The sequence below is a fragment of the Streptomyces sp. NPDC102402 genome (genome assembly GCF_044765765.1).
Lineage (GTDB): Bacteria > Actinomycetota > Actinomycetes > Streptomycetales > Streptomycetaceae > Streptomyces.
On record NZ_JBIWKR010000005.1, the window covers coordinates 100,892 to 126,435 of the forward strand.

At 72.0% G+C, this 25,544-nt stretch carries 20 protein-coding genes and 1 pseudogene; 6 read left to right on the top strand and 15 right to left on the bottom strand.

What is annotated here, in order from left to right:
* Nucleotides 1-107 precede the first annotated feature (107 nt).
* From ACIRJR_RS17075 to ACIRJR_RS17110, 8 genes are all read right to left on the bottom strand, one after another.
* Nucleotides 108-1,112: a sugar phosphate isomerase/epimerase family protein gene (locus tag ACIRJR_RS17075; RefSeq protein ID WP_403780615.1), complete on the bottom strand. Its 1,005-nt coding sequence runs from the start codon at nucleotides 1,110-1,112 to the stop codon at nucleotides 108-110.
* A gap of 12 nt (nucleotides 1,113-1,124) precedes the next feature.
* A complete protein-coding gene (locus tag ACIRJR_RS17080) occupies nucleotides 1,125-2,345 on the bottom strand; it encodes a Gfo/Idh/MocA family protein (protein ID WP_403780618.1) in 1,221 nt (406 codons plus the stop codon).
* A gap of 47 nt (nucleotides 2,346-2,392) precedes the next feature.
* The gene (locus ACIRJR_RS17085; RefSeq protein ID WP_403780621.1) at nucleotides 2,393-3,430 is read right to left on the bottom strand and encodes a substrate-binding domain-containing protein; all 1,038 of its coding nucleotides are present in this window, start codon (nucleotides 3,428-3,430) and stop codon (nucleotides 2,393-2,395) included.
* A 77-nt stretch (nucleotides 3,431-3,507) separates the two neighbouring features.
* Nucleotides 3,508-4,560, bottom strand: coding sequence for an ABC transporter permease (locus tag ACIRJR_RS17090; protein WP_403780624.1), 1,053 nt, complete (start codon nucleotides 4,558-4,560; stop codon nucleotides 3,508-3,510).
* Complete coding sequence (locus tag ACIRJR_RS17095) at nucleotides 4,557-6,080, bottom strand: sugar ABC transporter ATP-binding protein (RefSeq protein WP_403780627.1); 1,524 nt, start codon at nucleotides 6,078-6,080, stop codon at nucleotides 4,557-4,559. The genes ACIRJR_RS17090 and ACIRJR_RS17095 overlap by 4 nt, the downstream gene beginning before the upstream one ends.
* 263 nt (nucleotides 6,081-6,343) lie before the next feature.
* Complete coding sequence (locus tag ACIRJR_RS17100) at nucleotides 6,344-7,525, bottom strand: ROK family protein (RefSeq protein ID WP_403780630.1); 1,182 nt, start codon at nucleotides 7,523-7,525, stop codon at nucleotides 6,344-6,346.
* A 243-nt stretch (nucleotides 7,526-7,768) separates the two neighbouring features.
* Nucleotides 7,769-8,446: a GntR family transcriptional regulator gene (locus tag ACIRJR_RS17105; RefSeq protein WP_403780633.1), complete on the bottom strand. Its 678-nt coding sequence runs from the start codon at nucleotides 8,444-8,446 to the stop codon at nucleotides 7,769-7,771.
* Nucleotides 8,447-8,520: 74 nt separating this feature from the next.
* Nucleotides 8,521-9,471 carry a beta-ketoacyl-ACP synthase III gene (locus ACIRJR_RS17110; RefSeq protein WP_403780636.1) on the bottom strand — a complete coding sequence of 317 codons (951 nt, stop codon included), beginning with the start codon at nucleotides 9,469-9,471 and terminating at the stop codon, nucleotides 8,521-8,523.
* Between the two features lie 237 nt (nucleotides 9,472-9,708).
* Between ACIRJR_RS17110 and ACIRJR_RS17115 the strand changes: the two are divergent.
* Together ACIRJR_RS17115 and fdhD are read left to right on the top strand one after the other, a co-directional pair.
* A pseudogene (locus ACIRJR_RS17115) lies at nucleotides 9,709-9,925 on the top strand (Fe-S-binding domain-containing protein); the annotation flags it as partial.
* 6 nt (nucleotides 9,926-9,931) lie between these two features.
* Nucleotides 9,932-10,780 carry a formate dehydrogenase accessory sulfurtransferase FdhD gene (gene fdhD / locus ACIRJR_RS17120; RefSeq protein WP_403780639.1) on the top strand — a complete coding sequence of 283 codons (849 nt, stop codon included), beginning with the start codon at nucleotides 9,932-9,934 and terminating at the stop codon, nucleotides 10,778-10,780.
* An 82-nt stretch (nucleotides 10,781-10,862) separates the two neighbouring features.
* Here the strand turns inward: fdhD and ACIRJR_RS17125 are convergent, their stop codons facing one another.
* Nucleotides 10,863-11,894: a bile acid:sodium symporter family protein gene (locus tag ACIRJR_RS17125; protein ID WP_403780642.1), complete on the bottom strand. Its 1,032-nt coding sequence runs from the start codon at nucleotides 11,892-11,894 to the stop codon at nucleotides 10,863-10,865.
* 116 nt (nucleotides 11,895-12,010) lie between these two features.
* Here ACIRJR_RS17125 and ACIRJR_RS17130 point away from each other — a divergent pair, with 116 nt between their 5' ends.
* The 3 genes from ACIRJR_RS17130 to ACIRJR_RS17140 all read left to right on the top strand — a co-directional run bounded on the left by ACIRJR_RS17130 (nucleotide 12,011) and on the right by ACIRJR_RS17140 (nucleotide 15,883).
* Nucleotides 12,011-12,904 carry a LysR substrate-binding domain-containing protein gene (locus ACIRJR_RS17130; protein WP_403780645.1) on the top strand — a complete coding sequence of 298 codons (894 nt, stop codon included), beginning with the start codon at nucleotides 12,011-12,013 and terminating at the stop codon, nucleotides 12,902-12,904.
* A gap of 218 nt (nucleotides 12,905-13,122) precedes the next feature.
* Complete coding sequence (locus ACIRJR_RS17135; RefSeq protein WP_403780648.1) at nucleotides 13,123-14,922, top strand: AMP-dependent synthetase/ligase; 1,800 nt, start codon at nucleotides 13,123-13,125, stop codon at nucleotides 14,920-14,922.
* Between the two features lie 124 nt (nucleotides 14,923-15,046).
* Entirely contained in the window at nucleotides 15,047-15,883 is an 837-nt protein-coding gene (locus tag ACIRJR_RS17140) for an aldo/keto reductase (protein WP_403780651.1), read from the top strand.
* 219 nt (nucleotides 15,884-16,102) lie between these two features.
* Here the strand turns inward: ACIRJR_RS17140 and ACIRJR_RS17145 are convergent, their stop codons facing one another.
* Nucleotides 16,103-16,846 (bottom strand): class I SAM-dependent methyltransferase, encoded by a 744-nt coding sequence (locus tag ACIRJR_RS17145; RefSeq protein WP_403780654.1) that lies wholly within the window; start codon nucleotides 16,844-16,846, stop codon nucleotides 16,103-16,105.
* 63 nt (nucleotides 16,847-16,909) lie between these two features.
* Between ACIRJR_RS17145 and ACIRJR_RS17150 the strand changes: the two genes are divergently transcribed.
* Nucleotides 16,910-17,878, top strand: coding sequence for a LysR substrate-binding domain-containing protein (locus tag ACIRJR_RS17150; protein ID WP_403780657.1), 969 nt, complete (start codon nucleotides 16,910-16,912; stop codon nucleotides 17,876-17,878).
* A 36-nt stretch (nucleotides 17,879-17,914) separates the two neighbouring features.
* Here the strand turns inward: ACIRJR_RS17150 and ACIRJR_RS17155 are convergent, their stop codons facing one another.
* From ACIRJR_RS17155 to ligA, 5 genes are all read right to left on the bottom strand, one after another.
* Nucleotides 17,915-18,220 carry a 4a-hydroxytetrahydrobiopterin dehydratase gene (locus ACIRJR_RS17155; RefSeq protein ID WP_403780660.1) on the bottom strand — a complete coding sequence of 102 codons (306 nt, stop codon included), beginning with the start codon at nucleotides 18,218-18,220 and terminating at the stop codon, nucleotides 17,915-17,917.
* Nucleotides 18,221-18,331: 111 nt separating this feature from the next.
* The gene (locus tag ACIRJR_RS17160; protein WP_403780663.1) at nucleotides 18,332-19,075 is read right to left on the bottom strand and encodes a YoaK family protein; all 744 of its coding nucleotides are present in this window, start codon (nucleotides 19,073-19,075) and stop codon (nucleotides 18,332-18,334) included.
* A 225-nt stretch (nucleotides 19,076-19,300) separates the two neighbouring features.
* Nucleotides 19,301-21,592 (bottom strand): protein translocase subunit SecD, encoded by a 2,292-nt coding sequence (gene secD / locus ACIRJR_RS17165; protein WP_403780666.1) that lies wholly within the window; start codon nucleotides 21,590-21,592, stop codon nucleotides 19,301-19,303.
* Nucleotides 21,593-22,422: 830 nt separating this feature from the next.
* Nucleotides 22,423-23,271, bottom strand: coding sequence for a rod shape-determining protein (locus ACIRJR_RS17170; protein WP_403780669.1), 849 nt, complete (start codon nucleotides 23,269-23,271; stop codon nucleotides 22,423-22,425).
* Nucleotides 23,272-23,406: 135 nt separating this feature from the next.
* Nucleotides 23,407-25,503: an NAD-dependent DNA ligase LigA gene (ligA, locus tag ACIRJR_RS17175; RefSeq protein WP_403780672.1), complete on the bottom strand. Its 2,097-nt coding sequence runs from the start codon at nucleotides 25,501-25,503 to the stop codon at nucleotides 23,407-23,409.
* Nucleotides 25,504-25,544: the final 41 nt, after the last annotated feature.

Consider the following 25,544-nt stretch of genomic DNA (forward strand, 5'->3'; position numbering starts at 1 on the left):
GGAGAGCTCGGCGGAGTCCTCGGCCGCCCACGGTGGAGGTCCCCGCCGACGGTGGCGCCGGGGGTGCCCGGCCCTGGCAGGCCGGGCGCCCCCGGAGGGCTCCCCCGCTAGTCGCCCCCGCCGAAAGCCGCGTCGAACGACGCGCTCGGCGGATCGAAGTCGAAGCGCTTCAGGGAGGCCAGCGCCTCCGGAGCCCCCGTCAGCCGGTCCATGCCCGCGTCCTCCCACTCCACGGACACCGGCCCTTCGTACCCGATGGACCGCATCATCCGGAACACGTCCTCCCAGGGCACGTCACCGTGCCCCGCCGAGACGAAGTCCCAGCCGCGCCGCGGATCGCCCCACGGCAGGTGGGAGCCGAGGCGCCCGTTGCGGCCGTCGAGGCGCTTGCGGGCCTCCTTGCAGTCCACGTGGTAGATCCGGTCCCGGAAGTCGTAGAGGAAACCGACCGGGTCGAGGTCCTGCCACACGAAGTGGCTCGGGTCGAAGTTCAGCCCGAACGCGGGCCGGCGACCCACCGCCTCCAGGGCGCGGTGCGTGGTCCAGTAGTCGTACGCGATCTCGCTCGGGTGCACCTCGTGGGCGAAGCGCACCCCCTCGGCGTCGAAGACGTCCAGGATCGGGTTCCAGCGCTCCGCGAAGTCCTCGTAGCCGCGTTCGATCATGTGCGGTGGGACCGGCGGGAACATCGCGACCAGGTGCCAGATGGACGATCCGGTGAAGCCGATGACCGTGTCGACCCCGAACGCGGCCGCCGCGCGGGCGGTGTCCTTGATCTCCTCGGCGGCCCTCCGGCGCACGCCCTCGGGCTCCCCGTCCCCCCAGATGCGGCCGGGCAGGATCCCCTGGTGGCGTTCGTCGATCGGACTGTCGCAGACCGCCTGGCCGACCAGGTGGTTGGAGACGGCCCAGCACTTCAGGCCGTACTTGTCGAGCAGCTGCCGCCGCCCGTCGAGGTATCCGGGGTCGGACAGAGCCTTGTCGACCTCGAAGTGGTCTCCCCAGCAGGCGAGTTCGAGTCCGTCGTAGCCGAAGTCCCGGGCGAGCCGGCAGACCTCCTCCAACGGCAGGTCGGCCCACTGGCCGGTGAAGAGAGTGAAGGGACGGGGCATGCGCGCGACCTCCTAGAAGGCGACCGGGGTGTGGACGGAGTTCTTGGCGGCGCTCTCCTCGACGGCGGCGAGCACACGCTGCACCTGGAGTCCGTCGGCGAACGACGGTACGGGGGTGAGCCCTTCGACGATGGTGCGCACCACGTCCCGGGCCTGGTGGACGAAGGTGTGCTCGTATCCCAGGCCATGACCCGGCGGCCACCACGCCTCCAGATACGGGTGCTGGGGCTCGGTGACGAGGATCCGGCGGAAACCCGCGCTGGTGGCGGGCTCGGTGTGGTCGTGGAAGGAGAGTTCGTTGAGCCGTTCCAGGTCGAAGGCGATCGACCCCAGCTCTCCGTTGACCTCCAGGCGCAGCGCGTTCTTGCGGCCCGCCGCCATCCTGGTCGCCTCGAAGGAGGCGAGGGCGCCGGACGCCATCCGCCCGGTGAACAGCGCCGCGTCGTCGACAGTGACCGCCCCCCGTGCGGCACTGTCCGCGGTGCCCGAGAGCCCGGCCGCCGCGCCGGCGAGCACGGGCCTCTCCCGGACGAAGGTCTCGCTCACCGCCGACACCCCGGTCAGGAGCTCTCCGGCCAGGTACTGGGCGAGGTCGACGATGTGCGCCCCGAGGTCACCCAGCGCCCCGGAACCGGCCCGCTCCCGCTGCAGTCGCCAGGTCAGCGGCGACTGCGGGTCGACGAGCCAGTCCTGGAGGTAGGTGGCCCGCACGTGGCGAAGGGCGCCCAGCCTGCCCTCCGCGATCATCGCGCGGGCGTGGGTGAGGGCGGGCACCTTGCGGTAGTTGAAGCCCACGATCGCCACCTGGCCGCGTGCCGCGGCGCGCTCGGCGGCCTCCACCATGGCCTCCGCCTCGGCCACCGTGTTGGCGAGCGGCTTCTCGCACAGCACGTGCTTGCCCGCCTCGAGGGCGGCGATGGCGATCTCCGCATGGCTGTCGCCGGGGGTGCAGATGTCCACCAGCTGCACGTCGTCCCGGGCGATCAGAGCGCGCCAGTCGGTCTCCGCCGCGGCCCACCCGTGCCGGGCGGCGGCGGCCTCGACGGCCGTACGGTCGCGTCCGCAGATCGCGGCGAGAGCGGGTCTCACCGGCAGGTCGAAGACGTGTCCCGCGGTGCGCCACCCCTGCGAGTGGGCGGCACCCATGAACGCGTATCCGACCATGCCGACGCCGAGCGTCGCCGTCGGCGGCGGTGCCTCGGTCTCCTGCTCCGACTCTTCTCTACGGGCCATGCGGGCATCCTCCTCGTCGGTGGTTCGGTGGCGGCGGTGGTCCGGGATCAGCTGAAGCCCGTCGGCAGGTACTGGTCGATGTTCTCCTTGGTGACCACGGCCGAGTACAGCGTCAGCGAGGTCGGGATCTCCATCTCGGAGAGGCCCGCCACACCCTTGTTCTGGCCCAGGGCCCGCGCCAGGTCGATGGCGGAGGCCGCCATCGTGGGCGGGTAGAGCACGGTGGCCTTGAGGACACTGTTGTCCGCCTTGATGGCGTCCATCGCGGACTTGGCGCCCGCACCGCCCACCATGATGAATTCGTCGCGGCCCGCCTGCTGGATGGCCCGCAGCGCACCCACGCCCTGGTCGTCGTCGTGGTTCCAGAGGGCGTCGAACTGCTTCTGGGCCTGCAGCAGCTGCGCCATCTTGGCCTGCCCCGACTCCACGGTGAAGTCGGCGGCCTGACGGGCCACCAGCTTGATGTTGGAGTAGTTCTTGAGGGCGTCGGCGAACCCCTGGCTCCGCTGCTTGGTGAGTTCGAGGTTGTCGATGCCCGCGAGCTCGACGACCTTGGCGCTCGACTTGTCCTTGAGCTGCTCGCCGATGTAGTGGCCGGCGTTGAGGCCCATGCCGTAGTTGTCGCCGCCGACCCAGCAGCGGTAGGCCTGCGGTGAGGCGAAGATGCGGTCGAGGTTGACGACCGGGATGCCGGCCTTCATGGCCTCCAGGCCGACCTGGGTGAGCGCCTTGCCGTCCGCGGGGAGGACGACGAGGACGTCGACCTTCTTGTTGATGAGGGTCTTGACCTGGCCGATCTGGGCGGCGGTGTCGTTGGACCCCTCGGTGATCTCCAGGGTCACCTCGGAGTACTTCTCCGCCCGCGACTTGGCCTGCACGTTGATGGCGTTGAGCCACCCGTGGTCGGCCTGCGGCCCGGCGAAGCCGATGGTGACGGGCGCGCCCGGCTTGTCGTCGGCGGCGGACTGCTTGCTCGGCGCGGCCGAGGCCTCCTTGGGGTCGTTGCTGGTGCAGGCGGTGAGGAAGGCTCCCGCGGAGACGGCCGCGGTGCCGAAGAGCAGTCCTCTGCGGCTGGTTTCTGGCATGGCTGTCAAACCCTTCATCCGGTTGGTGCGTACGGAACAGCGGGTGGGTGGTCGGTGCTCTGTCACGGACGAGGTGCTCAGGTCTCCCCGCCCCGCAGGGTGCGGCGCTGGACGAGGACGGCGGCGACGATGATGGCGCCCTTGGCGATCTGCTGGACATCGCTCTGGAGATTGTTCAGAGCGAAGATGTTGGTGATCGTGGTGAAGACCAGCACGCCCAGCACGGAACCGACGATGGTGCCCCGGCCGCCGCTCAGGAGTGTGCCCCCGATGATCGCGGCGGCGATGGCGTCGAGCTCGTACAGGTTGCCGTTGGTGTTCTGGCCCGATCCGGACAGGACGATGAGCATGAAGGCGGCGATGCCGCAGCACAGACCGGAGAGCAGGTAGAGGTAGAGCCGCTGGCGTCGTACGTCGATGCCGGCGAGCCTGGCCGCTTCCGCGTTGCCTCCGATGGCGACCGTACGGCGGCCGAACGTGGTGCGGTTCAGGACCAGCCAGCCGATGACGGTGACCGCGGCGAAGAACAGGACCAGCGGGGGAATGCCCAGAACGTAGCTGTCGGGCAGGCCCAGGTCGAGGACCGACTGGACGGTGACGATCTGTGTCCTGCCGTCGGTGATCTGCAGCGCGAGCCCGCGGGCCGAGGCGAGCATGGCGAGCGTCGCGATGAAGGGGACCAACCGCCCGTAGGCGATGAGGACCCCGTTGACGAGCCCGGCGGCGAGGCCGACGATCACGGCGGTGAAGAGGATGCCCGCGAAGCCGAAGTCCTGTGTGGCCAGCGTCGTGGCCCAGACGGACGCGAGGGCCACCATCGCACCGACCGAGAGATCGATGCCTCCGCCGATGATGACCAGGGTCATACCGACGGTGACGACCCCGATGACGGAGGACTGCGTCAGGATCAGCTGCAGGTTCCCGGTGTCCAGGAACGCGTCCGGTTCCGTGAGGCCGCCGACGGCCACCAGCACGGCGAGGACACCGAGCAGCGACAGGTTGCGGACATCGGCGCGCAGGCCGAGCGCGCGCAGACCGCCGCCCTTCTCCGGAGTCGGCGCGGAGACGGGGCCCGTCACGGTCCCCTTCTCCGGCCCGTGGTGCTGCGCCGACGGTGCGGGCTGTGTCATGACGTCGGGCTCCCTTCCATGACGAGGTCGAGGACACGGTGCTCGTCGAGCTCCCTGGCATCGGCCGTGTGCACGACACGGCCTTCCCGGAGCACCAGCACCCGGTCGGCGAGGCCCAGCACTTCGGGCACTTCGCTGGATACGAGCAGAACGGCGAGGCCTTCGTCGGCCAGCCGGCGGATCACGGCGTAGAGCTCGGCGCGGGCGCCGACGTCCACACCGCGGGTCGGTTCGTCGAGCAGCAGGACCCGGCAGCCGCGCAGCAGCCAGCGGGCCAGGACCGCCTTCTGCTGGTTGCCGCCGGAGAGGGTGCGGACGGCGGCGTCCGGGTTGTCGGGGCGCAGGGAGAGTTCTCGGGTGGCGGTCCTGGCGGCCTCGCGCTCGGCGCCCCGGTCGAGCCAGCCGGCGCGTGCGAAGCGGGACAGCGAGGAGACCGAGACGTTGCGGGTCACCGACTCCGTCAGCAGCAGTGCCTGCGCCTTGCGTTCCTCGGGGGCCAGGCCGATTCCGGCGGCCACCGCGGCGCGGACGCTGCCGGGGCGCAGTGGTGTGCCGTCGACGAGGACGCGGCCCGCGGTCGGCTTGCGGGCCCCGTAGACGGTCTCCAGGATCTCGGAGCGTCCGGAGCCCACGAGTCCGGCCAGGCCGACGATCTCACCGGGCCTCAGCTCCAGGTCGACGGGCTCGAACTCGCCTTTGCGGCACAGCCCCTCGACCCTCAGCACCGGGTCGGCAGCGGCCCGGGCGGCGGGGTCGGGCCGCTGGGGGAAGACGTACTCGACGTTGCGGCCGGTCATCATGGCAACGATGTCGCGTGTGGGGGTGGACGTGGCGGGGAGACCGACCGCGACGGCCCGGCCGTCCTTGAGCACGGTCACCCGGTCACCGATGCGGCGGATCTCCTCCAGCCGGTGCGAGATGTAGACGACGGCCACACCGTCGGCGGTGAGTCCGTCGACGATGCGGAAGAGGTTGTCGACCTCGTCCGGGTCCAGCGCCGCGGACGGCTCGTCCATCACGATGAGCCGTACGTCGTGGGAGAGCGCCCGCGCCATGGAGACGATCTGCTGATGGGCGGCGGAGAGGTCGCCGACCAGGCGGGCCGTGTCGATCTCCGGGTGCCCGAGGCGCTTCAGGAGCGCGGCTGCCATGGTGCGGGCCTCGCGGGTCCGGACGACGAAGCCCGCGTTGGTGGGCTCGTGTCCCAGGAAGACGTTCTCGGCGACCGACAGGCCCTCCACCAGGTCGAGTTCCTGGTAGATGGTGGCGATGCCCAGTCGCATCGCGGTGATCGGTGAGGACAGCTGGACGGTCTCGCCGCTCCAGGTGATGGCGCCGTCGTCGGGCTGGTGGGCGCCGGCGAGCACCTTGATGAGCGTGGACTTGCCGGCGCCGTTCTGGCCGAGGAGGCAGTGGACTTCACCGGCCTGCACCTCCAGATCCACGCCGTCGAGGGCGCGCACACCGGGGAACGACTTGGTGATGCCGGACATCGTGAGCAGGGGTGGTTCTGGTGCCATGGCGAATCCCCTCGGCGAACGAGGTCTCCCCTGCTCGGCACGGAGTCCGAGAAGCGTGAGGGAGGCCGGTGAGCGGGCAGGGCGCAGTGCCGGCGGTGCCGTACTGCTGACGGAACTGCTGGGTGGTGCTGCTGTGCTCGTGCTGTGCGGCTGTGCTCGTGCGGCGTACCGGGCTCGTGCTGTGCGGCCCTGCGGGCGGAGCTCGGGGCAGGCTGCTTACGGAGGTGGTGCGGAGCGTGCCGGGCGGCTCGCCGGCCCGGATGTCAGGCCGGTGAGAAGAGGTGGTCGCTGATGAGCCTGCCCGCACCGGTCACGCCGGCGACGGGCCCCAGTTCGCCGAGGACGATGGGGAGGTTGCCCGTGGCCAGCGGCAGGGACTGCCGGTAGACCTGGGTGCGGACGCTGGCCAGCAGGTTGTGGCCGAGTCCGGTGACCCCGCCGCCGATCACGACGAGGCCCGGGTTGAAGAAGCTGACGAGGCCGGCGATGACCTGGCCGACCCTGTTGCCGCCTTCGCGGATCAGGTCCAGGGCTGTCGGGTCACCCGCCGCCGCGGCGGCGGCCACATCGACGGCAGAGAGCCTTCCGGCCGCGTCCAGCCGGGCCGCCAGGTCGGTGGAGAGGCCGGCGCGGGCCGCGTCCTCCGCGTCACGGGCGAGGGCCGCGCCGCTGAAGTGGGCTTCCAGGCAGCCCCGGTTGCCGCAGGCGCAGGCCCGCCCGTCGGGCTCCACCTGGATGTGGCCGATGTCCCCGGCGCTGCCCGTCGTACCGCGGTAGACCTCGCCGCCCACCACGATGCCGCAGCCGATGCCCGTCCCGATCTTGACGCAGAGGAAGTCGCCCACGGATCGGGCGACGCCCGCGTGCTGCTCTCCCAGCGCCATCAGGTTCACATCGTTGTCGACCATGACGGGGCAGCCCAGTTCCTGGCTGAGTGCCTCGCGGACCGGGAAGCCGTCCCAGCCCGGCATGATCGGCGGCGCGACGGGTACGCCCTCGGGGAAGCGGACGGGACCCGGGACGCCGATGCCGGCGCCGTCGAAGCCTTCGGCGAGTCCGGACTCCCGGAGCTTCGCCGCCATCGACAGGACCTGCTCGAAGACGGCGACGGGCCCCTCCCGTACGTCCATCGGATGATTGAGGTGGCCGAGGACCTCCAACTCGGCGTTGGTGACGGCCACATCGACGGATGTGGCACCGATGTCGACGCCGAGGAAGCGCAGGCCCGGGGCGAGACGGATGTTGTGGGAACGGCGTCCGCCACGGGATGCGGCGAGTCCGTCCGCCACGACGAGACCGGTCTCCAGGAGCCGGTCGACCTCGACGGCGAGCTTGGAGCGCGAGAGGTCGATCTGGTCGCCCAGCTGTGCGCGGGAGTTGGGCCCCCCGTCACGCAACAACCGGAGCAGTCGCGCCTGGTGCGTGTTCGCGGGTCGTGCCGTCATGCGTCTCACGCGTCCCTCCCCCGCCACTTCGGTCAGTCCGTCGGGCTTTGGAGGGGAACGTAGCAGCGGTTTACCGGAGTGGGAAGAAGTTGCGCACGAATCCGATCCAACTTTCTCCTCACTCAGGACAAAGATGTGTCCGGCGGGCGGCGGACTCCGTTCGGCGGACGCATTCCCACCCGTCCGCGGGCGGGCATGCCGAAGGCCGGGGCCCGCGGGCCCCGGCCTTCGGTCGGACGGCGATCACGCCTGTTCGCGCCGGTGGTACGTCTGGCGCGTGTGCTCGGTGTGGGCACGCATGATCTCGGTGGCCCTCTGCTCGTCCCTGGAGGCGATAGCCGCGATCAGTTCCCGGTGCTCGGTCCAGGACTGGGTGCCGCGCTGACGGGCCACCGGCGTGTAGTACCAGCGGACCCGGCGGTCCACCTGGCCGGCGAGCTCGGACAGGACGACGTTGCCGGCGAGCTCCATGACCTTGGCGTGGAACGCGGCGTTGGTGGCGACGGCGAGGTCCACCTGGTCGGCCGCGACGGCCCGTTCCCCCTGGGAGCACAGCTCCTCCAGGGCCTCGATGCCCGGCCGCCCGGCGTGGGCGGCGGCCAGCCGGGCGGCCTCGGCCTCCAGCAGGGTGCGGACCGAGAGGAGCTGGTCCGCCTCCTCCTCGGTGGGTTCGTGGACGAAGGCACCCTGCGCGGGACGCAGATCGACCCAGCCCTCGGTGTTCAGCCGCTGGAGCGCCTCACGGACCGGCTGACGCGACACCCCCAGGTGCCCGGCCAGTTCGCTCTCGACCAGATGCTGGCCGGGCTTGAGCGCACGCGTGGTGATCAGCTCGAGCAACGCCTCGTAGACACGCTCACGCAGCGGCCCCGGCCGCTCCAGCTTCGGCACCGTTCCTTGCGGCAGTCCTGCGGACAACATCGCGGTCCCCCTCCGGGCGCCCGGCCATTGCTTATCGTCTACAGTCTACCGAGCACAATGGCGCGACGGGGGCATCAGGGGCAGCGGATCACCTGACCCGCATAGGAAAGGTTGCCGCCGAAGCCGAAGAGCAGGGCCGGCGCACCGCTCTCCACCTCCCCCCGTTCCACCAGTTTCGACAGGGCCATCGGGATCGACGCGGCCGAGGTGTTGCCCGAATCGACCACGTCCCGCGCGATGACCGCGTTGACCGCGCCGATCTTCCGGGCGACGGGTTCGATGATCCTCAGATTGGCCTGGTGCAGCACCACGGCCGCGAGTTCCTCGGGCGTGACACCGGCCCGTTCGCACACCTTGCGGGCGATCGGCGGCAGTTGCGTGGTGGCCCAGCGGTAGACGGACTGCCCCTCCTGCGCGAAGCGAGGAGGCGTGCCCTCGATGCGCACGGCGTTGCCCATCCCCGGCACCGAACCCCACAGGACGGGACCGATCCCGGGCCGGTCGCCTCCGTCAGGGTCGGCGGTGACGACGGCGGCGCCCGCGCCGTCGCCCATCAGCACACAGGTGGAGCGGTCCGTCCAGTCGACGATGTCGCCCATCTTGTCGGCGCCGATGACCAGGGCGCGGGTGGCGGCACCGGCCCGGATCGCATGGTCGGCCGTGGCCAGGGCGTGGGTGAACCCGGAGCAGACGACGTTGATGTCCATGACGGCCGGCGCGCTCATGCCCAGGCGCGCGGCGACGCGCGCGGACATGCTCGGCGAGCGGTCGATGGCCGTGGAGGTGGCGACGAGAACCATGTCGATGTCCGTGGGCTGCATTCCGGCCGACGCCAGCGCCTTGGCCGCGGCGTGCGCCGCCAGTTCGTCCACGGGTTCGTCCGGGCCGCCCACGTGCCGGGTCCTGATGCCGACCCGGCTGGTGATCCACTCGTCGCTGGTGTCGACCATCGCCGCCAGATCGTCGTTGGTGAGGACCTTGGCAGGCTGGTAGTGGCCGAGCGCCACGACACGTGAGCCGGTCATGTACGGGTTCCCCTCGCTACGTTTGGCAGGAACTATCCAGTCTTGGTTGCTACCGCCCGGTACAGAGGCACGTAACCCCACAGGAATCCAGGCCCCGGGTTGGAGCGTCTCGAACAGCTCCCCGGGAACTTTTACGGGCACCCCCGCAGCCGCACCGGAATGGCGGATGGACAAGACACCCACTGCCGCACCTTTCGGCCGCATGAAGGCATACTGTAGACAATATCTGGGGTCAGTGCCGAGTCCGGCATACGTGCGGCAGGGACGTGGAGAGCGCGCACAGACGCGGACCACGGCCGTCCGCGCCTACTGCGGCGTGGGTCGCGACGTGCTCCCGCACGTGCGGGAGGACGAGATCCTCGAGGTCACCTCACCGCACGACAACCCGGTGACCCATGGCAACCTCTGTATCAAGGGCCGTTTCGGCTTCCAACACGTACAGAATCGGGATTGACGGCTTATGGGACGGGTCACCGAGCGTCGCCGCACCATGCGTATCCGGGACGGGGCGGTCACGACACGGCCCGACACCCTCGTCGCCGAGGAACCCCTGGAGATCCGGCTGAACGGCAAGCCGCTCGCCATCACGATGCGGACCCCGGGTGACGACTTCGCGCTCGCGGCCGGCTTCCTGGTGAGCGAGGGCGTGATCGGTGAGGGCTCCGAGGTGCAGTCGATCGTGTACTGCGCCGGGGCGACCGCCGACGGGGTGAACACGTACAACGTGGTGGACGTGAAGCTCGCGCCCGGAGTCGTGGTCCCCGACATCACGCTGGAACGCAACGTCTACACCACCTCGTCGTGCGGCCTGTGCGGCAAGGCGAGCCTGGACGCCGTCCGCACCGCGACCCGCCACCCGGTCGCCGACACTCCCCCGCTCCGGGTGGAGCCCGCACTGCTCTCCGCCCTCCCCGACCGGCTGCGCGAGGCGCAGCGGGTCTTCGACCGGACAGGGGGCCTGCACGCCGCCGCGCTGTTCTCCCCCGAAGGCGAGCTGGTGGACGTCCGGGAGGACGTCGGCCGGCACAACGCGGTCGACAAGCTCGTGGGCCGCGCCCTGACGGACGACCGGCTGCCGCTGTCGCGGTCCATCCTGCTGGTGTCGGGCCGCGCCTCGTTCGAACTGGCGCAGAAGGCGGTGATGGCGGGGATCCCGATGCTCGCGGCGGTCTCGGCTCCGTCGTCGCTGGCCGTGGACCTCGCGGCCGAGAGCGGACTGACCCTCGTCGGATTCCTCAGGGGACAGTCCATGAACGTGTACGCGGGTGACCACCGCATCGCCCTGGAGGCGACGGTGGGCCAGGGCTGAGCCGGCCCGCCCGGCGCGCTGGGGCAGGGGTCCGGCCGGCGGGGGTGCGCCCCCGCGCCGGCCGGGCCCTCTCGTGAGCGCCTCAGCTCACGGGCACGGGCTGCTGCGGCAGGGTCCCACCGTCCGGCAGCGGGTCGCGCGAGCGGCGCTTGGCGATCACCGCGCAGACCATCAGCTGCATCTGGTGGAAGAGCATCAGGGGCAGCACGGCGAGGCTCGCGTGCGCGCCGAACAGCACACTGGCCATGGGGAGCCCGGCCGCCAGGCTCTTCTTCGATCCGGCGAACTGGATGGCGACGCGGTCCTCCCGCCCGAAGCCCAGCCGCTTCGCCCCGTACCAGCTCAGTGTGAGCATGAGGGCCAGCAGCACGGCCTCCGCACCGAGGAGCGCGCCGAGCCGCAGCGGGGTGACCTGGTGCCAGATCCCGGCCACCATGCCCTCGCTGAAGGCGGTGTAGACCACGAGCAGGATCGATCCGCGGTCGACGTAGCCCAGCACCTTGCGGTGACGGCCGATGAAGCCGCCGACCCAGCGGCGCAGGAGCTGCCCGGCCAGGAAGGGCACGAGCAGCTGGAGGACGATCTTCACCAGCGAGTCGGCGGAGAACCCTCCCGCGCCGCCGCCGAGCAGCACGGCGGCGAGCAGCGGGGTGATCACGATCCCGGCGATGCTGGAGAAGGAGCCGGCGCAGATGGCGGCGGGCACGTTGCCGCGGGCCATCGAGGTGAAGGCGATCGACGACTGGATGGTCGACGGGACCAGGCACAGGAAGAGGAAGCCGTCCTGGAGCTGCGGGCTCAGCACATAGGGAACCAGTCCGCGGCTGGCGAGCCCCAGCAGCGGGAACACCATGAAGGTGCACGCCAGGACGGTGAGGTGGAGCCGCCAGTGCTTCAGTCCGTCGAGCGCCTCCGCCGTCGACAGGCGCGCCCCGTACAGGAAGAAGAGCAGGGCCACCGCTCCGGTCGACGCGCCGCCCGCCACCTCGGCGCCGGCCCCGGACACGGGCAGCAGGGCCGCGAGTACCACCGTGCCGATCAGCGCCAGTATGTACGGGTCGACCGGAAGCCAGGAAGGCAACGCGGGGATACGGCGGCTGGTGCGGCGGCTCATGTGCTCCGTGCTCTCTGGGTCGGGGGCGTGCCCTACCCATCGTGCTCCCGAACACTGCGATCGGGAATCCGGTACACCGCACTGACTGTCATCACGGTTCGCGATAGCCTCGCCGCATGTACGACCCCGTCCAGCTCCGCACCTTCCTGGCCGTCGCCCAGACCCTGAGCTTCACCCAGGCGGCGCGCCGGCTCGGCGTCCGCCAGTCCACGGTCAGCCAGCACGTCCGCCGGCTGGAGTCCGAGGCCGGCCGGCAGCTGTTCAGCCGGGACACCCACCGGGTCGACCTCACCGAGGACGGCGAGGCCATGCTGGGCTTCGCCCGGACGATCCTGCAGGCCAACGAGCGGGCGGCGGCGTTCTTCACCGGCACCCGGCTGCGCGGCCGGCTGCGCTTCGGGGCCTCCGAGGACTTCGTCCTGACCCGGCTGCCGGAGATCCTGGAGTCCTTCCGGCGCGAGCATCCCGAGGTCGAGCTGGAGCTGACGGTGGAACTGTCCGGAGCCCTGCACCGGCAGCTCGCGGCGGGCCGGCTCGATCTGGTGCTGGCCAAGCGCCGCACCGGGGACACCCACGGCGAGCTGGTCTGGCAGGACACCCTGGTGTGGATCGGCGCCCCGCAGCTGCGGATCGACCCCGACCGTCCGCTCCCGCTGATCGCCTACCCGCCCCCCGGCATCACCAGGGCCCGCGCCCTGGAGGTACTGGAGGAGCACGGCAGGGCCTGGCGTTTCGCGTGCACCAGCGCGAGCCTCAGCGCTCTGGTCGCGGCCGCGCGCGCGGGCCTGGGGGTGATGGCGCACACCCGGGGGCTCATCCCGCCGGGACTCGTGCCGGTGCCGGCGCGGGCCGGTCTGCCGGAGCTGGGAGATGTGGATTTCGTGCTGCTGCACGGGCACCGCAGGGACACCGCCCAGGAGGCGGCGGACGCCCTCGCGGCGGCGATCCTGGCGGGTGGCGACCGGCTTCACCGCGCTCCGGTCAGGGCGTCGCACCCGGACCCGGCGTAAGCGCGGCGTACAGATTCGGTGGAGATTCCCGCCCCCGCTTCTTACTCGGCGGTCAGAAGCGCGCCCGAGCCTTGCCCATCTGGCCCGATTTCTGCTGTCGGCGTGGCCAGATGCCACGACTTCGGGCCCTCCCGCGGACCCGCGCGGTGAGGTAGCGTCGCGGCGCTGTGCGGAGCGCCACAAGGAGCAGGTCATTGCGCGAGTTCACTGTCCCACCCATGGCCGCTGCCCCTCAAGTCGGCGGTCTTGCCGATACCGTCTTCGATTTCGCCGAGGAGGACCCCCACCGGACGGCCCTCGGCCGCAAGGACGCGGAAGGGCGCTGGCACGACGTGTCGGCCGCCGCCTTCCGCGACGAGGTGATGGCTCTCGCCAAGGGCCTGATCGCGCAGGGCGTCCGCTTCGGCGACCGGGTCGCCCTCATGTCCCGGACTCGCTACGAGTGGACGCTGTTCGACTACGCCCTCTGGACGGTCGGCGCCCAGTCCGTGCCGATCTATCCGACGTCGTCGGCCGAGCAGGTCCTGTGGATGCTTCACGACGCCGAGGTCGCGGCCGTCATGGTCGAGCACGAGGACCACGCCATGACGATCGGCTCCGTGATCGACCGGCTGCCGCATCTGCACCGGCTCTGGCAGCTGGACGCCGACGCGGTGGCCGAGCTCACCGACGCCGGGACGCTGATCGACGACGAGGTCGTCCACCGGCACCGCCGCGCGGTGACTCCCGACTCGGTGGCGACCCTGATCTACACCTCCGGCACGACCGGACGCCCCAAGGGCTGCGTCATCACCCACGCCAACTTCATGTTCGAGGCCGACACCATGGTCGCCCGCTGGCACCCGGTGTTCCTCTCCAAGCCGGGTGAGGAGACGGCGACGCTGCTCTTCCTGCCGCTCGCGCACGTCTTCGGACGCATGGTGGAGATCGCGGCCCTGCGAGGCCGGGTGAAGCTGGGCCACCAGCCGGAGCTGTCCGCGAAGGCGCTCATGCCGGACCTGGTGTCCTTCCGGCCCACCTTCATCCTGGCGGTGCCGTACATCTTCGAGAAGGTCTTCAACGGTGCGCGGCGCAAGGCGGAGTCGGAGGGCCGCGTCGGGGCGTTCGACAAGGCCGTCGAGGTCGCCGTGAAGTACGCGGAGGCCCTGGAGGACCGTGCCTTCGGCACCGGCCCCGGACCGTCCGCCGGGCTGCGCATGCAGCACCAGTTCTTCGACAAGGTCGTCTACCGCAAGGTCCGCGAGGCGATGGGCGGCAGGGTGCGGCACGCGATGTCGGGCGGCTCCGGCATGGACCGGCAGCTCGGGCTGTTCTTCGCGGGCGCGGGAGTCACCGTCTACGAGGGCTACGGCCTCACCGAGACGACCGCCGCGGCGACGGCCAACCCACCGGAGAGGACCCGCTACGGCACGGTCGGCCAGCCGATCCCCGGGTCCTCGGTGCACATCGCCCGGGACGGCGAGATCTGGGTGCACGGCTCCAACGTGTTCTCCGGCTACCTGGGCGACCCCAAGGCCACGGACTCCGTCCTGCACGACGGATGGCTGGCCACCGGCGACCTCGGCTCGCTCGACGAGGACGGCTATCTGACCATCACCGGACGCAAGAAGGAGATCCTCGTGACCTCCGGGGGCAAGAGCGTGGCCCCGAGCGGCCTGGAGGAGCGGGTCCGCGCGCATCCGCTGGTCGCGCAGTGCATCGTCGTCGGGAACGACCGGCCCTACATCGCCGCGCTCGTCACCGTGGACCACGAGTCGGTGGAGCACTGGCTCGCCATGCAGGGCCGTACGCCGATGCGCGCCGCGGACCTGGTGCGCGACTCCGAACTGGAGATGGAGGTGCGCCGGGCGGTGGTGGCGGCCAACACGGCGGTGTCCCAGGCGGAGTCCATCCGCACGTTCCGCATCCTCGCGCACCAGTTCACCGAGGAACACGGTCTGCTGACCCCCTCGCTCAAGCTGAAGCGGAAGGCCATCGAGACGGCGTACTCCGCCGAGGTCGACGCCCTGTACCGGTGACCGCGCCGAGGGCGTGCGGGAGGTCCTTCCGTCCTGTTCACCGGATCGCGCTACCGGGAATGCTCGGGCCGCCCCGATCGTTCCCCCGGGGAGAACCGACCGACAACGTAAGGATCGACTGCTCGTGAGCCAGGTCCCCACCCTCACACTCAACAACGGCCTCGAGATGCCGCAGCTCGGCTTCGGTGTCTGGCAGGTGCCGGACGACGAGGCCACCGCGGCCGTGACCACGGCCCTGGAGGCCGGGTACCGGAGCATCGACACCGCCGCGATCTACGGGAACGAGGCGGGCACCGGCAAGGCCGTCGCAGCCTCCGGTGTCCCCCGTGAGGAACTGTTCGTCACCACCAAGCTGTGGAACAGCGAGCAGGGATACGACTCGACGCTGCGCGCGTTCGACGCGTCGCTGGACAAGCTGGGGCTGGACTACGCCGACCTCTACCTCATCCACTGGCCCGTACCGGCCAAGGACGCCTACGTCGACACGTACAAGGCGTTCGAGCGGATCCTCGCCGACGGCCGCGCGAAGGCCATCGGGGTGTCCAACTTCCACCCGGAGCACCTGGAACGCCTCCTGGGCGAGACCTCGGTCGTGCCGGCGGTCAACCAGATCGAGCTGCACCCGCAGCTCCAGCAGGCCGAGTCCCGTGCCTTCCACGCGAAGCACGGCATCGTCACCGAGGCCTGGTCGCCGCTGGGCTCGGGCAAGGGTCTCCTCGAGGTCCCCACGGTGGTCGCCGTCGCCCACAAGCACGGCCGGACTCCCGCCCAGGCGGTGCTCCGCTGGCACCTGCAGACCGGCCACGTGGTGATCCCGAAGTCCGTGACGCCGTCGCGGATCGCGGAGAACATCGATGTCTTCGGCTTCGAGCTGGACGCCGACGACCTGGCCGCCTTCGCCGCACTCGACGAGGGCAAGCGCCTCGGGTCGGACCCGGCCGAATTCAACCTCGGCGCCTGAACCGCCCCTCGCGTCAAGTAGCCCCCACCGCGTGCGGTGGGGGCTCCTTCGCACGCGGGGCCGGCGGCGGGCGGACCGGAGCGATCAGGTCGAACGGGCGCGGCGTGATGTTCGGGGCGGGCCCGGTGAGTTCGGGCACCGCCACGTCGTCCAGCGGCCGCTCCCGAGTCGTCGGCGCGCCGCCCCCGTCTTCACACGGAACGCGTCGGGGAGGCCGTCTCAGCGGGGTACGCGGAACGCCGTCAGCCGGAACACGGGGTCGGGCCGTGCCCGGTCGGGTCCCGGCAGCGCCATGAGCTCCTCCGCGAGCCGTTCCGCCGTCCGTCCGGGGAGCGCCAGCCGGGACGCGTAGTCCCCGCGCAGAACGGCACGGGCGGTACGACGGGGGGAGCGGCCCTGCCCGTGCCCGGCGAACACGGCGTCTCCGGCCGGTTGGAGGCCGAGGCCGTCGGCGTACTCGCCGACCAGGCGGGCCGCGTCGGCCGGACGTGGACGGAGGCAGGGGGCGAGCACGGCGTCGATGTCGCTGCCCACGTCATGGCCGGAGTCCTTGTCGACCGTCGCGACGAACACCCCGCCCGGCCGCAGCACCCGGGCCGCCTCGGCAACGGCCGCCCGGACCTGCCCGTCGCCGCGCAACAGGTGGAGCAGCCAGACGGCGCTGACGGCGTCGAGCGACGAACCGGCCACCGGGAGCCTGCGTACGTCGGCCAGGACGACGGCGCCGACCCGACGGCGGGCCCGCATCAGCATCCCGTGGGAGGCGTCCGCCCCGCACACCCTCATCCCGGGTCGGCCGTGGGCGACCCGCTCGGTGACCAGCCCCGTACCGCAGCCGATGTCGAGCAGCGTACGGGCGGACGGGGGCACCAGCGCGAGGAGCGCACGGGCCGAGGCCTCGGCCCGGGGAACGCCCCCACGGGTGGCGTCGTACCGCGCGGCTTCTGCGTCGTAGTCCAGCACGCGGCAACCGTAGCGCGGCCCCCATGTGTTGCCGGTGAGTTCCGTCGGCCATAACGTGCCCGCATGGAGCTGGAGTTGAGACATCTGCGCACCGTACGGGCCATTGCCGACACCGGCAGTCTCACCAAGGCCGCGGCGGCACTGGGCCTCGCGCAGCCTGCGCTCAGCGCCCAGTTGCGGCGGATCGAGAAGGCGCTCGGCGGGCCGCTCTTCGACCGGGACCACACCGGCGCGCGGCCGACCCTCCTGGGTGAGCTGGTGCTGGAACGCGCCCGGGTCGTGCTGCCGGCGGTGAGCGGGCTCCAGGAGGAGGCGGTGCGCTTCGCCAACGCCGGTGCCGCCGTGCAGCGGTTCCGCCTCGGAGGCACCCACGGGCCTCTGCTGGGTGGGCTCGTCGACCGGCTGGCATCCGCCCACCCGACGGCCCCGGTGACCACCCACACCTCCTGGTCGGTGACGGAGATCGCCACTCTGCTGGTCGACGGCAGACTGGACTACGCGCTGATCGGCACCTGCGGGGAGAGCCCGCCACCGCGGGAGGACCGGCTGGTCTGGCAGGTCATCGGCGTCGACCCGGTGTTCGTGATGCTGCCCGAGGGTCATCCGCTGGCGGGCCGGCCGGAGCTCGAACTCTCCGCCCTGGCGGACGAGTGCTGGGCGGATGTGCCCGGCGACGGCTGCTTCGCCGACTGCTTCACGGCGGCCTGCGCGGAGGCGGGCTTCACCCCCGTGTCGGTGTACGAGACGGATACGGCGTCCGTCGTCCACCTGGTCCAGGTGGGCCGGGCCATCGGACTGTGCCGGGCCACGTTCCCGCCGGCGCCGGGGCTGGTGACCCGGCCCCTGGCCGGCTCGCCGCTGACCTGGCGTCATCTGCTGGGGAGGCATCCCCGGTCGCCAGGCACGGGCGCGACGGCGGCCGTGGCGGCGGTGGCCGGGCACACCCGCGCGGCGTACGCGGAGGCGGTGCGGCGCAGCGACGGCTACGCGGACTGGCTCACCACGCATCCCCGCTTCGGCCCGGCGGCCTGAGCCGCCCGGCCGCCCGGCGCGACGGACCGGGGCGCGCTATGCCGCCCCGTGTCCGGCGGCGACCGCCTCGACGCGCGCCGCGAGTTCGAGGTCCTTCCGTGTCACCGCGCCGCCGGCATCGTGCGTGTGCACCGCGAGAGCCACCGTGTCGTAGCCCAGAGCCAGATCCGAGTGGTGGTTGAGCTCGTCCTGGATCGCGGCGATGTGGACGGTCAGCCCGGCGGCGGCGAAGTGGGAGGGAAGCCGGTAGGTGCGGGTGATCCGGTCCCCTTCCAGCTGCCAGCCCGGCAGCTCACCCAGCCCGGCCTCGACGTCGTGCGCGGACAGCGGTTCGGTGGGCATACGCGACTCCTCGGCGTATCGGTGCGGTCGTCGATGCCCCGTGACGTTACGGTCCGGGCGCCTCGGCTGTCGCGTCCGACACGGCGACGGCCGCTGCCCCGCGCGGCGGGCTCATGGACCGGAAGCAGGTTTCGTCCAGGGTGCGTCGGAGCGTACCAGCAGGCACGCGACCGTACTCGCCGCGGTGAGCAGGAGGAACGCGAGCAGCAACGGCAGGGCGGGGTGGCCGGTGCGCACGGCGAGCGCCCCGCAGCAGGCTCCGGCCAGCAGCGAGACGGCCGACAGGCCCCGGCGTCCCGCCTTCCCGCCCGGCCCCCTCGCGAGCCGGCTGTCGGCGACGGCCCCCGTGAGGGTGCGGGTCAGGACGGTCGTGGTGAGGTCGGGTACGGCCAGTGCCCGGACGGCCGCGTTCTGTACGCCGAGCCCGAGGGCGAGCAGGGCGATGAGCGCGAGGCGGACGCCCCCTGTGTACGGTGCGCGCGAGACCAGCACGAGGACCATGGCGGCGGTGACGAAGGCGGTCTCGAGGAGCAGGGCGCGCTGCAGCTGCCGGCCCCTGTGCGCACGGGCCAGATGGACGACGGTCCCGCCGGCCAGCGCTCCCACCGCGAACGACCCGAACGCCAGGCACGAGGCGAGGAGCGGGAACCCCGGGGCTCCGGCCAGGGCGAAGCCCGTGAAGACGACGTTGCCGGTCATGTTGGCGACGAAGACCCTGCCCAGGACCAGGAAGCTGAACGCGTCGACGAGCCCGGTCAGCACGGTCAGGGCGAGCAGCAGCGGCGGCAGCGGGCCCTGAGGGCCGGTCATGTCGGGCACGAGCGTGGCCCGGGCCTCGCGCAGCACGACGGACATGAGCGGCACACTCCGATCGCTGGATGTGATCAGGATTGTGCCGCAGCCCGTCGGCCACGTCGTCGTCACGCGCCCGGACCCCCTCCGTCCGTGCGAGGCAGGACGGGACCGAGCCGGGCCCGGCCGGGCCGGATCAGCAGGCCGAAACCGGCGCCCGGGCCAGAGCCGGGCGGGACGGCTGCCTCCTAGACACGCCCTGGCTTGATCTTTGACCTGGAGATCAAGCTAGACGCGTGCCCCGTTGTCCGCGGGGTCCCTGCGGGTCCGTCCTGCCGCCGTCCGGCGCCTCGGCGCCCTCTTCGCCGCCGGGGGTGGAGTCCTGCCGCTCCGCTCCAGGAGGAGCGCTGCCGGGACGGCGGTCAGCACGGAGGAGTAGGTCCCCACGCAGATGCCGATGAGCAGGGCGAGCGCGAAGTCGGCCAGCGAGTCGCCGCCGAGCACCGCGAGGGCGACCAGGATGAACAGCGCGCCCATCCCGGTGTTGACGGTGCGTGGGACGGTCTGCAGCACAGCACGCTCGGCGACCTCCGAGACCGGTGTGCGACGGTTGCGGGCCCACAGTTCCCGCACCCGGTCGAAGACGACCACGGAGTCGTTGACGGAGTAGCCGATGACGGTGAGGAGGGCGGCGAGGAAGATCCCGTCGACGGGGCGGCCGAGCCAGGCGAAGGCGCCGACCAGAAGGATGACGTCGTGCACCAGCGCCCCGACCGAGGCCACGGCGAACGTCCAGCGGAACCGGACGGCGAGATAGACCAGTTGCACGGACACGGCGACTGCGAGGGCGATCAGCGCGTGGTGCCGCAGTTCGTCGCCGAGACTCGGCCCGATCAGCTCGTCCCGCACCTTGACCGTCTCTCCGCCCTCCTGGGCCAGCGCCGCCCTCAGGGCGCGCTCCCCGTCGTCGTCCAGCTTCCCGGTGCGCACGGAGAGGTCGCCCTCGCCCGCGGTGGTGACCTCGGCGTCGGCGAAACCGGCGGCGTCGATCGCGTCCCGGGCCGCCTGGACGCCGACGGGGCGACCGGTGGAGTACTCGACGAGCCGCCCTCCGGTGAATTCGACACCCAGGTCGACACCGCGCACGAGGATGCCGGTCACGGCGACGAGGACGAGTGCGGCGGAGAGCGTCAGCCAGCGGCGCGGTGAGCGGAACATCCGGGGGTCCCGCGCGCTCAGCCAGGTGCGGACGCGGCCCGGCCGTGCGACGCCGTTGACGCCCCGGTAGTCGTTGACGAACCGGGAGCCCGCCGCGATCTCGGTGAGCGCGCGGGCGACGACGAGCGCCGAGAACATGGAGGCCAGGACCCCGATGGCGAGCGTCACCCCGAAGCCCTTGACCGGGCCGGAGCCGAGGAGGAAGAGCAGGGCGGCGGCGATGAGGGTCGTGGCGTTGGAGTCGGCGACAGCGCTGCGGGCGTTGCGGAATCCGGCCGTGAGCGCGGAGCGCAGTGTCCGGCTCGACCGGTCGGCGTACTCCTCCCTGGCCCGTTCGAAGACGAGGACGTTGGCGTCCACCGCCATGCCCACGGAGAGGACGAATCCGGCGAGGCCCGGCAGCGTCAGGGTGACTCCGAGGGCCACGAGGGCGGCGTAGGAGATCACTCCGTACGCCGCGAGGGCAAGGGCGGCGAGCGCTCCGAAGAGCCGGTACACGAAGGTGATGAAGAGCGCGGTGGCCGTCGCGCCGATGAGTGCGGCCCGGACGCTCGCGTCGATGGCCGCGGCCCCCAGGGTCGGCCCGACAGTCCGCTGTTCCACGATCTCGACGGGGACGGGGAGTGCGCCGCCCTTGATGAGCAGCGCGAGGTCGCGTGCCTCGTCGGCGGTGAAGGAGCCGGTGATCCGGGTGGAACCGGAGGGCAGGCCGGTCCCGCAGCCCACCGACGGGGCGACCTGGGGCGAGGAGATGACCTTGCCGTCGAGGACGATCGCGACCCGGCGCCGTTCGTCGCCGGCCGGGCTGCAGGCGGCGTCGCCGGTGAGCCGCTTCCACTCTCGGCCCCCGTCCTGGTGGAAGTCGAGGGAGACCGTCCAGCCCGTGCCCTGCTGGGCGTCGAATTCGGCGGTGGCGTCCTTGACCCCTGCGCCGGAGAGCCGCTCCGGGCCGACGGCGAGGAGACCGCCCTGCTCGTCGGGGAGCGTCCTCGTCCCGTCCGGCCCCGAGCCGGGTCCCCGCACCGCGTGGAAACCGAGCTGGGCCGTCCTGCCGAGGACCTCGGCGGCCTTGCGCGGGTCCTGGACGTCGGGCAGTTCGACGATGATCCGGTCCTCGCCCGAGCGGGTCAGGACCGGTTCGGCGAGACCGAGCGAGTCGATGCGCTGCCGCAGCACCTCCAGGGTGCGGTCGGTGCTCTCCCGGTCGGCCTTCGCCGTGCCGGAGTCCTTGGCCTGCAGCACCATCCTGGTGCCGCCCCGGAGATCGAGGCCGAGTCCGGGCGTCATGGTGGTTGAGATGAACACGGAGACGAGCAGTACGGCGGCAGCCAGAACCGCTCGCACCGCGGTGGCGCGAGTCATGGGTATCCCCTCGAGTGGGCGTCGTCCGCCCTGGGCTCAGAGAGGGCGCGGCGACAGGTCTGCGGGACAGGACCGGTGAAGGGCCGGACGACCGGCCGTCACCCTCGGAGGGCCCCTCACGCCGGGCAGTTCCGCCCGGATCCGCACGGGCGCGGAGTGACTGCCTCCCCCTGCCCCGGACGTGGCACCCGTCGGCGGGACGAGCCCCCGCGGGGACGGGGGCAGGGCGCCGTGGCCGGTCGGCGGAACCTGGTGCGGGGCGTTCGGCCGGTCGGCATGCGCGCGCGGGCCCGGCAGGTGTCCGGCCTCCGCCCGACGGGCGGGAAAGGGCAGGGCAGTCGCCTGCTGCCGGGAGGACCGTGTGGCGCCGCCGAGCGCATGTGCTGCGTCGGGTACGGCCTGCGCCGTGCCCCTGGAGGCGTCCCCGTACGGAGGCGCGACGGAGACACCGGGCCCCGAGGCCGCCCGCGACACGGGTGCGGCGGGCGGAGCACCGTGCCGGGCGCCGGGCGCTGCGGGCAGGGTGACGGGCGCTGCGGGCAGGGTGACGGGTACGGCGGGCAGGGTGACGCGCACTGCGGGCAGGGTGACGCGCACTGCGGGCAGGGTGACGCGCGCGGCGGGCAGGGTGACGGGTACGGCGGGCAGGGAGGCATGTGGGGCAGCGGGTCCTCGTACGGGAAGCGCGGCTCCGGCTGCCGCGGGGATGCCGCCGAGAAGTGCCAGGACGGCCAGGAGCAGCCCGGCCAGGAGGTGCCGCACATGGTGCGGCGATGTGTCGCGCCGCTCCCCGCGGGGCGCGTTCCCCCGGGAGGCGCCCGGGAGGGGGCTCACCTCAGCCGGACCGGGACGACCGGCACCGCACCCGCACCGGCGGCACCCAGGACGGAGTCCAGGATCAGCGCGGCACCCCGGACGACAGCGGTCGCCGGGTCACGGTCGACGCGCACCCGCACACCGAGGTGGGCGGCGATCCTGCCGGTGACATCGCTCCGGAGTGCTCCCCCGCCGGTGAGCACGGGGCCGCGGCGCAACGCCCCGCGTACCGCGCCGTACCGGTCCTCACGCCACATGGCCGTGACCATACCGAGGACGTTCCGTACAGTCGCGGCCGGCAGTGAGGACGCTTCGAAGTCGCTGAGTCCCGCCTCGGCCTGGCGGGCGTCGACGACCGCTCCGTCGACGAGCAGGGCGACCTCGGTCAGTTCGGCTCCCATGTCGACGACCAGGACGGGACCGCCGTCCGGCCCTCCCGCACACGCGGCGGCGGCACTGGCGCTGTCGATCACCACCCCGTCGGACGGGCCAAGAGCGGCGAGGACTTCCCTCGCCGATGCGCGATGCTCCTGTCCGGCCAGGACCGGACGGCTCAGCACGATCACGCTGTCCTGCCGGTGCGGTCCCAGCGCCAGGTCGGCGAGGCGGTTCAGCGCTCCCGCGCAGGACTCCGCGTCGACGATGCGTCCACGGCGGACCGGCCGGGAGGTGCCGGCCTCCCCGTGCGCCGGCCCGCCGGGGACCAGGCCCTGCTCCGGGACCCAGGCGCGGGTCCCGGAGCTGCCCAGGTCGATGGCCAGCACCCGGGTGGGACCGGGGCGGTGGCGCTCACCGGTTCGGGCGTCCGGCCGCCGGTGGAGGAACCGCCGGCCGTGGAGCCGCCCCTCACGCGCAGAACGCATCGGTCCCCGCCTTCCCGTCCTCCACCACACACCGAACTACCGATAGCAAGGCACGATCGAAACCTCACTATGCAATACAAGGTCAGGAAAGGCCATAGCCTTGGTCATTCCGAGGACTGCGCCCGCGTGCGGCCTTCATGCCTCCGAGGCAAGGTGAGCCTCGACGAGCTCCGCGAATTCCTCGGGGGCGGCTATCCGGACTCCCAGATCCTCTGCCTTGGTCCGCTTGGATCCGGCCTTCTCCCCGGCTACGAGCAGACTCGTGCGCTTGGAGACGCTGGAGGAGGACTTCCCGCCGGCCCGCTCGATCAGCTCGTTCATCTGATTGCGCGAGAGCTTCTCCAGAGCTCCGGTCATCGCCCCGGTGACCACGACGGTCATACCGGCGAGCGGCAGCCCGGCCGCATCCTCGCCCTCGGCACCGGCCTCGGGCTCGGCTCCGGGCTCCGGCGGCGGGGTCGCGCCGGGCTCCGTCATGTTGACCCCGGCGGCCACCAGCTTGCCGATCAGGGGCGCCAGCTCCTCCAGCTCCTTGACGACCGCCGCCGCCTTCTCCTTGCCGATGCCGTCGACCCGCTGCAACTCCTCCGCGTCGGCTGCGACGATCCGGTCCATCGAGGCGAAGTACCGTGCGATCCTCCGGGACATGGAACGGCCCGTGCCGCGCACGCCGAGGGCGCAGAACACCCGGGACAGCGGCCGGGTCCTGGCGGTCTCGAACGCCGCCAGCAGATTGTCCGTGGACGTCTCCCCCATCCGCTCCAGGGAGAGCAACTGGTCCCGGTCCAGCGTGAAGAGATCGGCGAAGTCCTGGACGAGGCCCGCGTCGACGAGCTGGACGACCCGGGTGGCACCAAGTCCCTCGATGTCGAGCTGGTCGCGACCCGCCGCGTAGGAGACGGAGGCCACAAGGCGGCAGTCGCGCCCCCGGGTGCAGCGCCAGCGCTGCTCGCTCGTGTCGATCGCCGAGCCGCACTGGGGGCAGGCCTCGGGGAATTCGATCGGCTTCTCCTCACCGGTGCGCAGATGCGCCACGGGGGCCTCGATACGGGGGATGATGTCGCCGGCCTTGTAGACCATCACCTGGTCACCCAGGCGCAGGTCGCGACGGGTGATGTCGGCCGGATTGTGCAGCGTGGCGTAGCCGACGGTGGATCCGTCGATCTCGACGGGCTCCAGTACGGCGCGCGGGGCGATGATCCCGGTCCTGCCGACGTTCCATTCGACGCCCAGCAGCCGGGTCACCTTCTCGACGGCCGGCAGCTTGTAGGCGATGGCCCAGCGCGGGGCCCGCGTCCCGGATCCCGCGTCGCGCTGGTCCGCCGCCAGGTCCGCCTTGATCACGATGCCGTCGATCCCGAACTGCAGCGAGGGCCGCAGAGCGGCGATGTCCTCGACCCCGGCCTGCACCTCCGCGATCGTGGTGACGGTGCGCGGGGCGACCGCGGTGTCCGCCGCCGTGTGCACGCCGAGCCCGGCGGCGTACTCGAGGACCTCGCTGTGCGGGAGGGCGGCCAGAGTGGCCGTCAGCTCACCGGAGTCCGGGAGCGCGAGCGCCCCGTAGGCGAAGAAGGTCATCTCCACCCTGTACGGACGGTCCTTGGCCCGCAGCGTGCCGGCCGCGCCGTTGCGCGGGTTGGCGAAGGGTGCCGCACCGTGCTCCGTGCGCGCCGCGTTGGCCCGCTCGAACTGGTCGTTGGTCATGAGGATCTCGCCGCGCACCTCGAGGGTGACGGGGGCGCCCAGCCGCTCGGGCAGCCCGAGCACCGTGCCGATCGCGTGCGAGACGTCCTCCCCGGCCGTCCCGTCTCCGCGGGTGATCAGCCGGTCGAGGCGGCCCCGCTGATAGCGGGCGGCGACAGCGAGGCCGTCGAGCTTGGGTTCCACGCTCCAGGCGGCGACGGGTCTGCCTATCCGCCGCTCCACGGACGCGGTCCACGTGACGAACTGCTCGGCGGAGAAGACGTTGTCGAGCGAGAGCATCGGGACGGTGTGCGGCACGTCCCCCGACGCCGCCCCGCCCGCGACCTTCCCGGTGGGCGAGGCGTCGAGCACCTCCTGCGGATGCTCCTCCTCGTAGGCCGCGATCCCCCGCACCAGCCGGTCGTACGCGTCGTCGTCGAGCCTGCTCTCACCTGCGGTGTAGTACGCGGCGGCAGCGCGCTTCGCCTCCTCGACCGCGGCGGCGTAGGAGGCGGTATCGGCGAGCACACCAGCTGGGTTCGTCGTCATGGCCACCATCCTGCCTCCCCCCACTGACAACGCCCTCCGGC

Excerpts from the sequence above, each read along its gene's own strand:
- ACIRJR_RS17085 (WP_403780621.1), bottom strand. The coding sequence starts at position 3,430 with ATGCCAGAAACCAGCCGCAGAGGACTGCTCTTCGGCACCGCGGCCGTC.
- ACIRJR_RS17105 (WP_403780633.1), bottom strand. The coding sequence starts at position 8,446 with ATGTTGTCCGCAGGACTGCCGCAAGGAACGGTGCCGAAGCTGGAGCGG.
- ACIRJR_RS17150 (WP_403780657.1), top strand. The coding sequence starts at position 16,910 with ATGGAGCTGGAGTTGAGACATCTGCGCACCGTACGGGCCATTGCCGAC.
- ACIRJR_RS17160 (WP_403780663.1), bottom strand. The coding sequence starts at position 19,075 with ATGTCCGTCGTGCTGCGCGAGGCCCGGGCCACGCTCGTGCCCGACATG.
- ACIRJR_RS17170 (WP_403780669.1), bottom strand. The coding sequence starts at position 23,271 with ATGCGTTCTGCGCGTGAGGGGCGGCTCCACGGCCGGCGGTTCCTCCAC.
- ACIRJR_RS17080 (WP_403780618.1), bottom strand. The coding sequence starts at position 2,345 with ATGGCCCGTAGAGAAGAGTCGGAGCAGGAGACCGAGGCACCGCCGCCG.
- ligA (WP_403780672.1), bottom strand. The coding sequence starts at position 25,503 with ATGACGACGAACCCAGCTGGTGTGCTCGCCGATACCGCCTCCTACGCC.
- ACIRJR_RS17125 (WP_403780642.1), bottom strand. The coding sequence starts at position 11,894 with ATGAGCCGCCGCACCAGCCGCCGTATCCCCGCGTTGCCTTCCTGGCTT.
- ACIRJR_RS17090 (WP_403780624.1), bottom strand. The coding sequence starts at position 4,560 with ATGACACAGCCCGCACCGTCGGCGCAGCACCACGGGCCGGAGAAGGGG.
- ACIRJR_RS17130 (WP_403780645.1), top strand. The coding sequence starts at position 12,011 with ATGTACGACCCCGTCCAGCTCCGCACCTTCCTGGCCGTCGCCCAGACC.
- ACIRJR_RS17075 (WP_403780615.1), bottom strand. The coding sequence starts at position 1,112 with ATGCCCCGTCCCTTCACTCTCTTCACCGGCCAGTGGGCCGACCTGCCG.
- ACIRJR_RS17155 (WP_403780660.1), bottom strand. The coding sequence starts at position 18,220 with ATGCCCACCGAACCGCTGTCCGCGCACGACGTCGAGGCCGGGCTGGGT.
- fdhD (WP_403780639.1), top strand. The coding sequence starts at position 9,932 with ATGGGACGGGTCACCGAGCGTCGCCGCACCATGCGTATCCGGGACGGG.
- ACIRJR_RS17110 (WP_403780636.1), bottom strand. The coding sequence starts at position 9,471 with ATGACCGGCTCACGTGTCGTGGCGCTCGGCCACTACCAGCCTGCCAAG.
- ACIRJR_RS17135 (WP_403780648.1), top strand. The coding sequence starts at position 13,123 with ATGGCCGCTGCCCCTCAAGTCGGCGGTCTTGCCGATACCGTCTTCGAT.
- ACIRJR_RS17100 (WP_403780630.1), bottom strand. The coding sequence starts at position 7,525 with ATGACGGCACGACCCGCGAACACGCACCAGGCGCGACTGCTCCGGTTG.
- ACIRJR_RS17095 (WP_403780627.1), bottom strand. The coding sequence starts at position 6,080 with ATGGCACCAGAACCACCCCTGCTCACGATGTCCGGCATCACCAAGTCG.
- secD (WP_403780666.1), bottom strand. The coding sequence starts at position 21,592 with ATGACTCGCGCCACCGCGGTGCGAGCGGTTCTGGCTGCCGCCGTACTG.